Below are 13,079 nucleotides of genomic sequence, written 5' to 3' on the forward strand. Positions count from 1 at the left end.
TCGTCGATCCGACCGCGACAGGTACGCCCGCGCGGGTGGCCGAGCAGGGCGGACCCGGCCCCGGCGGCTCACCATTCGGCGGTGCCGCGCAGCCGGGCGGGCCGATCTTCATCGAGGGCGGCTACCGCCCGGTCGAACTCCTCGAAGCCGCCGCCGACGCCTCCTCGCCGTCGCGGCCTGGACGCGAGGGGGCCCTCACGTCACCTTCGCCGGAAAAGGTGGTGCGTCACACCACTCGGGCTGGGCACGACCTCCAGGTGGAACCGGTCGAGCAGCTCGTCGGGGGACTCCCACAGACGGAGTCCGGACCCGAGCCGGACCGGCGACACCGCCACACGCAGAGTGTCGACGAGGTCGGCGTCGAGGAACTGCCGGATGGTGGCACCTCCTCGTACCTCTCGTGCAGCCGCTCCACCAGGGCCTCGGCGCGCGGGGGGCCGGCCGCCCACCGTGCCGTCACACCGTCGACGCGCAGCGCCAGCGCGGCGTCCTCCAGCTGCCGCAGGGCCTCCGCCGACGGCACGGTCACCAGGTACTCCAGCACCCGCCCGGCCGGCGGGTCCAGCCCGGTCCCCGGCCACGGGCTGCCCGGTGTCCCATCCATGTGTTCCGACACTTCCCCTGCTCGCGGCGGCCCCGAAGGCATGGCGCAACACCGTCATCGCCCTCCAGTGAACCGGTGTACGGGACGACCTGGTACCGCGATCATGGAGCGGCCCGTGTCACGTCAACCGCTGGGGAACCGTTCGCCATGCCCGTGCCCAGCGTGCGCATCGGGCACGGCGCGATCATCGGCACCGGGGCCGTGGTCACCGGCGACGTGCCCGACTACGGCGTCGTCGGCGGTAACCCGGCCCGCCTGGTCCGCACCCGCCACGACGCCCGGGACATCGCCCGGCTGCTGGCGGTGGCCTGGTGGGACTGGCCCCTGGAGCACATCACCGAGCATGTGCGGACCATCATGTCGGGCAGCATCGCCGACCTGGAGGCCGCCGCCCCGGGCGGTCACCGAGGCCGGTGGCCGGGGCCGCTCCTCCAGCGGTAGGTGGCGAAGGAGTCCGCGGGGACCGTCACCACGAACGTCTGGTCGGCGACGGTGATCCGGACCTTGCCGTCGGTGTGGGTGCTGTTGCCGAGGACGGCGACGAAGCCGCCGTTCTTCGTGCGGTAGACGACATTGCCGATGCCGTGCTCGGCGGCGCTGGATTCGAGGCGGACGTCGCCGGGCGAGAGGTACTTGGCGAACTGCCCGATCGGGTACAGCTCGTCGCGGACGGTGAAGTCGCGCGTGGCCGTGTTCACCGTCACCAGCCGGTCCCGCCACTTGGTGGTGGCCGCGACCTGGTCCCAGTCGACGTCGTTGTCCCGGGCCGGTGTCCAGTGCAGGGTCCCGCCGTCCTGGTCGGTGGTCTGCGCCCACAGGATGTAGGAACCGGCGTCGAGGCGGAAGTCGTCGAGGATGGTCGAGGGCGACAGATCGCTCGTCTCCGTGAGCTGGACCGGCTTGCCCGTCTGTTCGTAGGCGTCGCGCATGACGCGCGGGTCCCCCCAGTAGGGGTGGAAGGCGATGGCGTCGGCCGCCTCGCGGACCTGCTCGCCGGTCACCGAGCCGTCGGGGGCGTCGTCGAAGATGCGGTGGTAGTTCTTGGTCGCCTCGCTGTGGGGGTCGCGCCAGTCCCAGAAGTTGAAGTCATGCACGTACAGCCGGGTGTTCAGCCGGGCGGCCCGGAACTCACGCTTGATCGCCAGGGCGAGCTTCTGCTGCTGGGCGACACTGATGTCCATGGCCGGGTAGACGACGTCCATGCCCGGCTCGTTCAGCAGGGTCAGGGCGTCGACCCGGATGCCGTGCCGGGCGTACGCCTGGACGAACTTGACGTAGTACCGGGCGAAGACGCCGATGCAGTCGTCCCGCAACTTGCCGGCCTGGTAGTAGTCCGTGCTGCTCCCGGGCTTGAGCGCGACCTGCCCGGTGAACCGGTTGTTCGTCTTCATCCACGCCGGTGCGCTCCACGCCGACGCGAAGAAGGTGGCATGGGGGTTGTACCGCTGGATGAGCTTGACCGTGTCGATGATGTGCAGGTCGATGTCCCGCCGGATGGAGAAGTACGTCAGCCCGAAGTCCTCGGTGACACCGGCGGGCAGGTCGTCCTCCGACCAGAACGGCAGGTGCTCGATGAGGTCGGGGCTGCCGATCGTCAGCCGGAACCGGTCCAGGCCCGCGCCGTGCACGGGGTCGACGAGCAGCCGGACGGCCTCCTCCCGCTTGGCGGGGGTGAGCTTCCACAGGTTGGACACGCTCGTCTCGTCCAGGGAGAAGCCCACGCCCGCGTACTGCTGCCGGACGGCGTCCGGGTCCGCGACGACGGTGGCGGTCACCGGGCCGCCGGGATCGGTGCCCGTCCTGACCTCCGGCAGCGGCAGCCATGCCCGCGCGGCGCCGGTGGAGTAGGTGCCGGTCACGATCCGGCCGGGTCCGGGCGGCCCGCCCGCGGCCCGGTCGGCGTGTGCGGCGGGGCCCGCGCCGACCAGCGCGGACAGGGTCATGGTCGCGACGGCCGCTAGTGCGGTGAGATGACGTCTCACGCCTGCTCCCTGGGCTCCGGGGGGTGTCGGGGTCGGCGCCGTACGGTGCCGGCGGCGCGCTACCGCTCCGGATCCAAGCAATTCCGCGATGTTAAGTCAAGGCTTGAAGTAAGCCTTGCTCATGCCTGCTCCACGGCTCTGCGGGTGTCGCCGTCGGCCTTCTCCAGGCGCCGGGCGGCCTCCTCGGCGGTGCAGTGCGCGAGGAGCATGACGATGGCGGTCTTGGCGTGGCCCCCCGCCGCCCGCAGGGCCTCGGCGGCGGCGTCGGGGTCCGCGTCGGTCGCCTGGACGACCATGCGGCGGGCGCGGTCGAGCAGCTTCTCGTTGCTGGCCCGGACGTCGACCATCAGGTTCCCGTAGACCTTGCCCAGACGGACCATGGAAGCGGTCGAGAGCATGTTGCACACCATCTTCTCGGCGGTGCCGCCCTTCAGCCGGGTCGACCCGGTGAGCACCTCCGGCCCGGTGGGGACCTCGATGGCGATGTCGGCACAGCGGCTGATCACCGCGTCGCGGTTGCAGGCGACCGACACCGTCGTCGCGCCCTTGGCGGCGGCGTGCCGCAGGCCGCCGACGACGTACGGGGTACGGCCGCTGGCGGCGAGCCCGACGACCGTGTCCCGGTCGTTCACGCCGATCCCGTCCAGGTCGGCGGCGGCCCGCTCGGGTTCGTCCTCGGCGCCCTCCACCGCGACGACGAACGCGCCGGGGCCGCCGGAGAGCAGGCCCACCACCTGGTCCGGGGCGGTGCCGAAGGTCGGGGGGCACTCGACGGCGTCGAGCAGGCCGATACGGCCGCTGGTGCCGGCGCCGAGGTAGATCAGCCGTCCGCCCCGGCGCAGGGACGCGGTGATCGCCTCGACGGCGGTGCCGATCTCCGGGAGGGCGCCGCGTACCGCGAGGGCGACCGTCTGGTCCTCGTCGTTCATGACCGACAGCAGTTCGCCGACCGGCATGCGGTCCAGGTCGGCGGTCCGCTCGTTGCGGGTCTCGGTGCCGAGAGTGCTGAGGTCCACGGCGCTTTTCCTTTCCTGGGCGGTACTCGAAGCTCACGGGTGGAGCCGGAGGGCTCCGAGGTGGTGCCGAAGGACTCGGGACGGTGCCGACGGCAGGGTGGCGGGCGTGCCGTCAGTCGCCGGTGTGCGCGCGGCGTCCCGGCTGCGGGGACGTGCGGCGCCGGACGGCCTCGTAGGTCTCGTGCAGCGCCGCGGTCGCGGCGTCGAAGCCGCGCTGGGCGACGCCGACGAACAGGCAGTCGACGACGGCGAGTTGGGCGATGCGGCTGACGGTCGCGCCGGACCGGAAGGGCGTCTCCCGGGCGCAGGTCGTCAGCACGAGGTCCGCGCTGCGCGCCAGCGCGGAGCGGGGGACGTTGGTGAGGGCGATGGTGGTGGCGCCGCGTGCGGCGGCGGCCTGGAGCGGCTCGACGGTGTCCTCGGTCTCCCCGGAGTGGGATATGGCGAGGGCCACGTCGCCGGGTCCGAGCAGGGCCGTCGCGGTGAGGGCGGCGTGCCGGTCGGTCCAGATGAACGCCATGTGGCCGATGCGGTGCAGCTTCTGGTGCAGGTCCTGGCCGACGAAGGCGCTGGCGCCGACACCGAAGATGTCGATCCGCCGCGCCCCCGCCACGGCGTCCACCGCACGGCCCAGCACGTCGATGTCCAGCCCGGCCCCGGAGTCCTCCAGGGCCCGCACCTCGTTGTAGATGATCTTCTCGACGATCTCGCTCAGCGTGTCGGTGGCGCTGATGTCGGTGCTCGGCATCGGGCGCTCGCCGTCGAGGGCGTGTTCGCGGGCCGCGGCGGCGGCGAGGGCGAGGCGCAGCTGGGGGTAGTTGGTGATGCCTATCGTCCGGCAGAAGCGCATGACCGTGGCCACCGAGGTGTCCGCCCGCCGGCCGAGCGCGCTGATGGACAGCTCCGACGCCTGCGCCGGATCGGCCAGGACGACGTCGGCCACCCGCCGTTCCGACGGTGCCATGGCGGGCAGTTCCGCTCGGATGCGCGCCAGGGTACCGGCGGGGGACTCGTCCGCCGGCCGGGCCGGGGTGCGGGGTGGTTTCTGGCCGGCCATGGACCGCTGCCTCCTGGGGGGACGCCCTTCTGGGTGGCGCCACAGTAACCAGGCCCCGCGAGGCACGTCAAAAATTTACGGGACTCACTCGATGAGGTTACTTATTGACATCCGGAGGTTCGCCTTCTGATACTCGCTGCACCGCGATCCGCGCCGGCCACCGGCCTCCTGGCCACTCTGTGACCGTTCGACGTGACGGATCCCCTGGACACACGAAGGCGTGCCGCATGACAGCAGCAGTCGCGGTGGACCTGGGCAAGACCGGCTGCCGTGCCGTGCTGTGGCACGGCACCGGCCCTGCCCGAGACGTTCACGAGGTGCCCGGCGCCCCCGGGCTCGCCACCGACGACGGAGTGACGACGGCCCGTGCGGCCGTGCTCGCCGCCGTCCGGCCCCTCCTGGCGCGGGAGCCGTCCGTCCGTCCGGCCGCCGTCTGTGTGGGCGCGGCGGGTGCCGCCGCCGCACCGGACGCGGCCCGCGCCCTGGCCGGGCTGCTCCTGGACGACCTGTCCGCCGAGGAGGTGGCCGTCACCAGCGACGCGGTCACCGCCCACGCCGGCGCCCTGGGCGGCCGGACCGGCGTCGTGCTCGCGATCGGCACCGGCTCGGTGGCCATCGGCATCGGGGACGACGGCACGTACGCCCGCGTCGACGGATGGGGTCCCTGGCTCGGCGACGAGGGCAGCGGCGCCTGGATCGGCGCGGCCGGGCTGCGGGCCGCGCTGCGCGCCCACGACGGACGCGGCCCGGACACCGCCCTGCTGGCCGCCGCCGCCGAGCGCTTCGGCGACCCCGACCGGCTGCCCCTGGCCCTGGGGCGCGACGGCAATCCCGCCCGCACCGCCGCCTCCTTCGCACCGGACGTCGCGCGCACGGCCACGGCGGGTGACCCCACGGCCTGCGCGATCGTCCGGGACGCCGGCACCGCGCTCGGCGAGGCCGTGCGCGCCGCGGCCCGCCGGATCGGCGGCGACGGCCTCGACGTCGCCGTCACCGGCGGGCTCACCGGCCTCGGCGAACCGCTGCTCGGGCCGCTGCGCTCGACGCTCGCCGGCTTCCCGCGCCCCCTGCGGCTGCACCCCCCGCTCGGGGACCCGCTGGACGGCGCGCGCCTGCTGGCCCTGGACGCCCGCAGGCCGCACGAACCCCACGTCGTCCGCGTCCGGCGGACGGCCACCTTCCCCCCTGTCCCCACCCCGCCGGTCTCCCCGCCGGCCGTTGCTTAGGAGAGAGCGTGCGCCAACTCGACCTCGTGGTGATCGTCGTCTATCTGGTGGCGATCGCCGTGATCGGACTGCGCCTGGCCGGCCGGCAGAAGACGTCGAAGGACTACTTCGTCGGCGAGGGCAGCATGCCGTGGTGGACGGTCTCGTTCTCCGTGGTCGCCACCGAGACCAGCGTGCTCACCGTCATCAGCGTGCCCGGCGGCGCCTACAGCGGACAGGGCTTCGGCAACGTCGAACTGGCCCTGGGCTACGTCATCGGCCGCGTCGTCGTGGCCACCGTCCTCATCCCCCTGTACAAGCGGGGCGGCTTCGTCAGCGCCTACCAGTACCTGGGGACCAGATTCGGGCTGAAACTCCAGGGACTGGCCTCCGTCACCTTCGTCTTCACCCGGCTCCTCGCCGAGGGCGTCCGGCTGTTCGCCTCCGCGATCCCCATCAAGCTGCTGCTCGACGAGTTCGGCGTGCACGCGGGCTACCGCGTCATCATCATCGTGCTCACCGTGATCACCGTCGTCTACACCTACCTCGGCGGCATCAAGGCGGTCATCTGGACCGACGCCATCCAGATGGGCCTCTACCTGGGCGGCGCGGTCCTCGCCATCGCCGTCCTGTCCGGGCACGTCGGCGGCGCCGGCTTCTCCCGCGCCCTGCACGCGGGCGAGTTCAAGCTGTTCGACACCGACTTCGGCCTCGCGCACATCCTGACCAGCCCGTTCGCCCTGCCCACCGCCATCGTCGGCGGCGCGATCTTCGCCATGGCCAGCCACGGCTCCGACCAGCTCATCGTCCAGCGCATCCTGGCCACCCGCTCCCTGCGCGACGGCCAGAAGGCCATGATCGCCTCCGGTGTCTTCGTCACCTTCCAGTTCGCGGCGTTCTCCCTGGTGGGCGCGCTGCTGTGGTCGTACAACGAGGGCAAGAGCTTCAAGGAGCTGGGCCTGAGCAGCTCCGACAACCTCTACCCGAACTTCATCCTGCACGGGCTGCCCGTGGTGATCTCCGGCCTGCTCGTGGCCGGCATCCTCGGCGCCGCCATGGGCTCGCTGTCCTCCGCGCTGAACTCCATGTCGAACTCGACCGTCGCCGACATCATCCACAGCTTCTTCCGTACGACGCCCTCCGAGGCGTCCCTGCTGAAGCTCGCCCGGGTGATGACGCTGGTGTGGGCGGCGCTGATGGCGGTCTTCGCCTGTGCGTTCAGCACCAGCACGGGCAACGTCTACCTCACCGGCCTGACCATCGCCGGCTACACCTACGGCGCCCTGCTCGGCGCGTTCCTGCTCGGCCGGATCGTCCGGCGCGCGGGCGAGGCCGACTCCGTGGTGGCGTTCCTGGTGACGGTCGCGGTGATGACGTACACCGTGCGCGAGGTGAAGATCGACGTGACCGTGGGCGGCGCCACCGTGCCGACAGCCATCGCCGCGCAGTGGCTGGTCCCGATCGGCGTGGTGGTCACCCTCGTCGTCGGCGGTCTGATGAGCTTGTTCCACCGCGCCCCCGAGCCCACGCCGGCCCGCCCGACCGACGACGAGCCGAAGCCCGGTCAGGGGCAGGTCGCGGCAGCCGTCCAGCAGGACTGAGGACCGCCCGGCGGGGGGCGGGACGGCACGACCGTCCCCCGCCGGAGCGCCGCGGCCCCCTACCGCGGCCCCCCTCCTTCCACACACGCTCCCCCGGAGGCACGCACCATGTCCCAGTCGCAGCGCACTCAGTCCGCCGAGCGGACGGGGGACGGTGAAGGAGGGGCCATGCGGGTGATCGGGCTGATGTCCGGCACGTCGTACGACGCGATCGAGGCGGCCGCCGCCGACCTCGCCCTGGACGGCGGCACCCTGCTCCTGCGGCCCCTCGGGCATCTCTCCGTGCCCTACCCGGACGACCTGCGCGGCCTGATCGCCGCCACCCTGCCGCCGGCCACCACGACCACGCAGGCCGTCTGCGCGCTGGACAGCGGCATCGGGCAGGCCTTCGCCGGCGCGGCGGCGCGTGCCCTGCGGGAGCTGTGCGCGGGGACGGCGGACCTGGTGGTCTCGCACGGCCAGACCATGCACCACTGGGTGGAGGACGGCATCGTCCGCGGCACCCTGCAGCTCGGCCAGCCGGCCTGGATCGCCGAGGAGACCGGGCTGCCCGTCGTCTCCGACCTGCGCAGCAGGGACGTCGCCGCCGGCGGCCAGGGCGCCCCGCTGGTCGGCCTGACCGACACCCTGCTGCTGCGCGCCCTTCCCGGCACCCCGGCGGCGCTGAACCTCGGCGGCATCGCCAACGTCACCGTCCTCGCGCCCGGCGCCGAGCCGCTGGCCTTCGACACCGGCCCCGCCAACGCCCTGCTCGACGCCGCGGTACGGCACTTCACCGGCGACAACGCCGCCTACGACGCGGACGGACGCCGGGCCGCCGCCGGAAAGGTCAGCCCCGAGCTGCTCCGCTTCCTGCTGGAGGACTCCTACTACCGCAGGGCCGCCCCGAAGACCACCGGCAAGGAACACTTCCACCTGCCGTACCTGCTGCGGGCGCTCGACGCCGTACCCACGCCCGCCCCCGACGACGTCCTGGCCACGCTGACCCGGCTGACCGCCGTGACCGTGGCCGACGCCTGCCGTGCCCACGGGGTCACCCAGCTCGTCGCCTCCGGCGGCGGCACCCGCAACCCGGTGCTCATGCGCATGATCGGCGAAGAGCTGCCCGGGGTGCCGGTGCGCCGCAGCGACGACGTCGGTCTGCCCTCCGACGCCAAGGAGGCCCTTGCCTTCGCCGTCCTGGGCTTCCTCACGGTCCACGGCCTGCCCGGCACCCACCCCTCCGCCACCGGCGCCGCCAGGGCCACGCTGCTCGGCAGCATCACCCCCGGCCTGGCGCCGCTGCGCCTGCCCGCACCCGTCGCACAGCCGCCGCGCCTGCTGCGGATCGTCTGACCACCCGAGGACCCATGAGCCCCTCCGACGCCTCCTCCGCGACCGCGCACCCGGTGGACCGGCCCGACCGCCTGGCCGAGCTGCTGTCCGCGTGCGTCGACGACCCGGCCAGGGTCACGACCGACGTCCCCCGCAGGATCGCCGCCGCCCACGACGCCTCGCCGTACCTGTTCACCCCGCGCGCGGTGGTGCGTGCCGTGTCGGCGGCCGAGGTGGGTGCCCTGATGGCCGGCGCCCGCGCGGCCGGACTGCCGCTCACCCTGCGCTCGGGGGGCACCAGCCTCGCGGGGCAGGCGGGCGGCGACGGCATCCTCGTGGACGTCCGCAGCGCGTGGCGCGACGCCGAGGTCCTCGACGACGGCCTGCGCGTCCGGGTGCAGCCGGGGCTGACCGTACGGCAGGTGAACGCACGGCTCGCCCGGTACGGGCGCCGGCTCGGCCCCGACCCGGCCAGCGAGTCCGCCTGCACCATCGGCGGCCTCGTCGCCAACAACTCCAGCGGCATGAACTGCGGCACCCGGGACAACGCCTACCGGACCATGGAGTCCCTGCAGTTCGTACTGCCCTCCGGCACCGTGGTCGACACCGCGCTCCCCGACGCGGACCAGGCGCTGCGCGCCCGCGAGCCCGAACTGCACGCGGGCCTGCTGCGGCTGCGTGACCGCGTGCGCGGCTCGGCCCGGTCCCGCGCCACCGTCGAGCGGCTGTTCTCGATGAAGAACACCATGGGCTACGGGCTCAACTCGTTCCTGGACCACGACGAACCGGCCGACATCCTCGCCCATCTGATGATCGGCAGCGAGGGCACCCTCGGCTTCGTCGGGGAGGCCGTCTTCCGCACCGTCCCCCTGCTGCCGCACACCGCCACCGGCCTGCTGGTGCTGCCCGGGCTCGCCGAGGCCACCGGCGCCCTGCCCGCGCTGCTCGCCGCCGGGGCCCGCACCGCCGAACTCCTCGACGCCGCGTCGCTCCGGGTGGCGCAGCAGTCCCCCGACCCCGTCGCCGAGGTGCGCGGCCTGCGCGTGGAGCGGCACGCCGCCCTGCTGGTGGAATTCGCCGAGGAGGACCCCGAACCGCTGGCGGCGCGGGTGGCGGACGCGCGGCGGGCCCTGGACCGGCTGCCCGCCGTCACCGGGACCGCGCTCGTGGGCGACCCGCGCCTGCGGGCGCGGCTCTGGCACCTGCGGAAGGGCCTGTACACCGCCGTCGCGGGCGCGCGCCGTCCCGGCACCACCGCGCTGCTGGAGGACATCGCGGTGCCGATGGACCGGCTGACCCGTACCTGCGAGGGCCTGACCGGGCTCTTCGACCGGTACGGCTACCAGGACGCGGTGATCTTCGGTCACGCCCGCGACGGCAACCTCCACTTCATGCTGACCCAGGACTTCGACTCCGCCTCCGAGGTCGAGCGCTACGCCCGCTTCACCGACGCCATGGCCGACCTCGTGCTGGACGCCGGGGGCACACTGAAGGCCGAGCACGGCACCGGGCGGGCCATGGCGCCGTTCGTGCGCCGTCAGTACGGCGACGAGCTGTACGACGTCATGCGCGAACTGAAGCGGCTGTGCGACCCGCACGGGGTGCTCAACCCGGGTGTGCTCCTGGACGACGACGCGAACGCGCACCTGCGCAACCTCAAGAGCATCCCGGAGGTCGACCCCGCCGTCGACGCGTGCGTCGAGTGCGGCTACTGCGAGCCGGTGTGCCCCACGGCGGAAGCCACCACGACGCCGCGTCAGCGCATCGCCCTGCGGCGCGAGATCGCGCTGGCCACGGCGGCGGGGGACGAGGAGCGGCGGCGCGCGCTGTCGGAGGACTACGCCTACGCGGCCGTCGACAGCTGCGCGGCCGACAGCCTCTGCGTCACCGCCTGCCCGGTCACCATCGACACCGGGGCGGTCATGAAACGCCTGCGCGCCGACCGGCACGGTGCGGTCGCGCAGCGCGCGGGAAACACGGTGGCCCGGCACTGGGGAACCACGGTCAAGGCCGTCCGCGTCGCGCTGGACACGGCCCACGCCGTACCCTCCCCCGTCCTGCGCACCGCCACCGGTGCGCTCCGCCGGCTCGGGGCGGGCGACCTGGTACCGGCCTGGACCGACGACATCCCCCGTGGCGGCCCCGCCCGCCCCGCACCCCGCCAACCGAGCGGAGCCCGCGCCGTGTTCTTCGCCGCGTGCATCGGCAGTCTCTTCGCTCCCGAGGAAGACGGAGGGAAGGGGCCTGGCGAAGCGACCGGCGCGACGGCGGCCTTTCTGCGGTTGTGCGCACGGGCCGGGATTCCCGTCGCCGTGCCCTCCGGGCTGGGCGGGCTGTGCTGTGGCACCCCCTGGCAGTCCAAGGGGTACACCGCCGGGTACCGCACCATGGCCGCCCGCACCCTGGAAGCGCTGTGGGAGGCGAGCGAGCACGGCCGGCTGCCGGTGGTGTGTGACGCCTCGTCCTGCACACACGGCCTGGCCCAACTGCGCGAAGCCCTCCCGGAGTCCGACCGCGCCCGCTACGCGTCGCTGCGCTTCGTCGACAGCGTCGTCTTCGCCGCCGAGCACCTGCTCCCCGCCCTGCCCGAACCCCGCCGCCTGGGCAGCCTCGCCCTGCATCCCACCTGCTCCACGGTGCACCTCGGCATCGAGGCCGCCCTGCGTACGGTGGCCGCGGCGGTGAGCGACGAGGTGACCGTGCCCGACAGCTGGGGCTGCTGCGCGTTCGCCGGGGACCGGGGTCTGCTGCACCCGGAGATCACCGCGTCCGCCGTCGCCGCCCAGGCCGCCGAGCTGAGCACGGGCACGTACGACGCGTACGCCTCCTGCAACCGCACCTGCGAGCTGGGCATGACCCGGGCCACGGGCCACCCCTACCGGCACGTGCTGGAACTTCTGGACGAGGCGACGGCCTGAGGCGACACACGGCGCGACCGGCTCCGGCCGGGCGGCACCGCGGCCGGGTGGCACCGCGGCTTACAGTCGGTCCCCCACGCCGGCCGGTTCCGGAGGATGCGGTCCGCCACCGTCCTTGACGTCCTGCTCGCAGGTGCGTCTGTCGTAGGACTGGTCGTTGGGGATCAACAGGACTCCGGCAACCTGCTCAGGGTGCTCGACGGCGAGCCAGTCGTCGCCCGTGTGGTCACCGTCCGGGCCGAACGCCTCGGCCGAGTAGACCGTCCGGCACCCCAACGCCACGCGCTCCTCATCGACCGCGCAGGCGTCCACCGCGGGGCCGGATCCCTCGTCGGCGCCGTCGAAGCGGTAGTGGAAGTGGACCTGATCACCTTCGTCGGGCACCTGCGGGTGGGGCTCAAGGCGCCAGTCGACGACCTCGGCGGTGACGCCGAGAGGCCGCCCGGACGTGTCCTCGACCCGCACCCTGACACCGGCCTCACCGCGCTCCGCGGTCGTGTCGGTGCAGCCCCAGTGGGAAGAGCAGCCGGACAGGGCGAGAATCACCAGAGCCAGCAGAGCACCGGCATGTCCGTGGAACGACGTCCTGGGCGGCGGGCCGCCGGCAGCAAGGCGCCCCTCCCGGGCGCGCGCCGTCGGCGGCGCGGTGGCGTACACGCGAGGTGTCCCCGCGCCGGCCGCCCGCCGGGAGACGCCTCGCTCCTGGGGCCGCGGGGCTCGCACGCGCGGCACCCCGCCCGCAATGCGGCGGCGCTCGTTCAGCGGGCGTTTCCTGCGGTGACCGCGCGCGTGCCTCATTCGCCGCGCGCCCCGCTGCGCAACCCGTCCATGACCAGGTCGAGGAGGCGGGCGGCGCGGGGGTGCCAGTCGTCGTGGGGGTCGAGTTGCCACAGGCCCGCTATGGCGAGGAAGAAGTCGTCCGCGGTGACTCCGGGACGGATGGTGCCGGCTTCCTCGTTGGCGCGGAGCAGGAGTTCCGCCGCGTGGGCCACCGGTGTGGGGGACGGCTTGGCGGGGCCGCCCGGCGCGCCGGTGACCTGCCGTATCGCGTCGGCCAGTCCGGCCTTGGTCATGGCGAACTCGGCGAGCCGGTCCATCCAGGCGCGCAGGGCCTCGTCGGGTGGCCGGCCGGCGAGCAGGTGTTCCGCGCTGTCCGCGACCTGCCGCATCTCGTGGCGGTAGATCTCCAGGACGAGTGATTCGCGGTTGGGGAAGTTGCGGTAGAAGGTGCCCTGCCCGACACCGGCCTTCTTGGCGATCACGCTCAGCGGGGTGTCGGCGCAGTGCGACAGCTCGGTGAGTGCCACCTCCAGGATGCGCTCGCGGTTGCGCTGTGCGTCCGAGCGCCGGGGTGAGTCCTTCTGCTGCGGCACTCGTCCTCC

9 protein-coding genes and 2 pseudogenes are annotated in these 13,079 nt (G+C 73.5%); 5 read left to right on the forward strand and 6 right to left on the reverse strand.

The annotated features are described in order from the left end of the window. Positions 1-200: 200 nt before the first annotated feature. Positions 201-383, reverse strand: a pseudogene (locus tag AB0L21_RS30180) (deaminase); the annotation flags it as partial. A 374-nt stretch (positions 384-757) separates the two neighbouring features. On the opposite strand from AB0L21_RS30180, the pseudogene AB0L21_RS30185 reads away from it, so the two are divergent. Next, positions 758-1,045, forward strand: a pseudogene (locus AB0L21_RS30185) (antibiotic acetyltransferase); the annotation flags it as partial. On the opposite strand, the gene AB0L21_RS30190 reads toward AB0L21_RS30185, so the two are convergent. The 3 genes from AB0L21_RS30190 to AB0L21_RS30200 all read right to left on the reverse strand — a co-directional run bounded on the left by AB0L21_RS30190 (position 1,006) and on the right by AB0L21_RS30200 (position 4,659). Continuing rightward, positions 1,006-2,586, reverse strand: coding sequence for a glycoside hydrolase family 30 beta sandwich domain-containing protein (locus tag AB0L21_RS30190; RefSeq protein WP_365787617.1), 1,581 nt, complete (start codon positions 2,584-2,586; stop codon positions 1,006-1,008). The pseudogene AB0L21_RS30185 and the gene AB0L21_RS30190 overlap by 40 nt on opposite strands. Positions 2,587-2,705: 119 nt before the next feature. After that, positions 2,706-3,602 (reverse strand): N-acetylmuramic acid 6-phosphate etherase, encoded by an 897-nt coding sequence (gene murQ, locus AB0L21_RS30195; RefSeq protein ID WP_365787619.1) that lies wholly within the window; start codon positions 3,600-3,602, stop codon positions 2,706-2,708. A 112-nt stretch (positions 3,603-3,714) separates the two neighbouring features. Beyond that, entirely contained in the window at positions 3,715-4,659 is a 945-nt protein-coding gene (locus AB0L21_RS30200; protein ID WP_365708208.1) for a MurR/RpiR family transcriptional regulator, read from the reverse strand. A 227-nt stretch (positions 4,660-4,886) separates the two neighbouring features. Here AB0L21_RS30200 and AB0L21_RS30205 point away from each other — a divergent pair, with 227 nt between their 5' ends. The 4 genes from AB0L21_RS30205 to AB0L21_RS30220 all read left to right on the forward strand — a co-directional run bounded on the left by AB0L21_RS30205 (position 4,887) and on the right by AB0L21_RS30220 (position 11,697). Next, on the forward strand, positions 4,887-5,885 hold the full coding sequence (locus AB0L21_RS30205; protein WP_365787620.1) for a BadF/BadG/BcrA/BcrD ATPase family protein: 999 nt from the start codon (positions 4,887-4,889) through the stop codon (positions 5,883-5,885). Between the two features lie 8 nt (positions 5,886-5,893). Continuing rightward, positions 5,894-7,465 (forward strand): sodium:solute symporter, encoded by a 1,572-nt coding sequence (locus AB0L21_RS30210; protein WP_365787622.1) that lies wholly within the window; start codon positions 5,894-5,896, stop codon positions 7,463-7,465. Positions 7,466-7,633: 168 nt separating this feature from the next. Further along, a complete protein-coding gene (locus tag AB0L21_RS30215; RefSeq protein WP_365787624.1) occupies positions 7,634-8,800 on the forward strand; it encodes an anhydro-N-acetylmuramic acid kinase in 1,167 nt (388 codons plus the stop codon). A 14-nt stretch (positions 8,801-8,814) separates the two neighbouring features. Then, positions 8,815-11,697 (forward strand): FAD-binding and (Fe-S)-binding domain-containing protein, encoded by a 2,883-nt coding sequence (locus tag AB0L21_RS30220; protein WP_365787626.1) that lies wholly within the window; start codon positions 8,815-8,817, stop codon positions 11,695-11,697. A 60-nt stretch (positions 11,698-11,757) separates the two neighbouring features. On the opposite strand, the gene AB0L21_RS30225 is transcribed toward AB0L21_RS30220, so the two are convergent. Next, complete coding sequence (locus tag AB0L21_RS30225) at positions 11,758-12,243, reverse strand: hypothetical protein (protein WP_365787664.1); 486 nt, start codon at positions 12,241-12,243, stop codon at positions 11,758-11,760. Positions 12,244-12,491: 248 nt separating this feature from the next. Continuing rightward, positions 12,492-13,070 (reverse strand): TetR/AcrR family transcriptional regulator, encoded by a 579-nt coding sequence (locus tag AB0L21_RS30230; RefSeq protein WP_365787627.1) that lies wholly within the window; start codon positions 13,068-13,070, stop codon positions 12,492-12,494. Positions 13,071-13,079: the final 9 nt, after the last annotated feature.

This window comes from Streptomyces sp. NPDC052721, from assembly GCF_040678315.1.
Classification (GTDB): domain Bacteria; phylum Actinomycetota; class Actinomycetes; order Streptomycetales; family Streptomycetaceae; genus Streptomyces.

Coding starts and splice junctions, on each gene's coding strand:
- AB0L21_RS30220 (WP_365787626.1), top strand. CDS start 8,815: ATGAGCCCCTCCGACGCCTCCTCCGCGACCGCGCACCCGGTGGACCGG.
- AB0L21_RS30205 (WP_365787620.1), top strand. CDS start 4,887: ATGACAGCAGCAGTCGCGGTGGACCTGGGCAAGACCGGCTGCCGTGCC.
- AB0L21_RS30200 (WP_365708208.1), bottom strand. CDS start 4,659: ATGGCCGGCCAGAAACCACCCCGCACCCCGGCCCGGCCGGCGGACGAG.
- AB0L21_RS30215 (WP_365787624.1), top strand. CDS start 7,634: ATGCGGGTGATCGGGCTGATGTCCGGCACGTCGTACGACGCGATCGAG.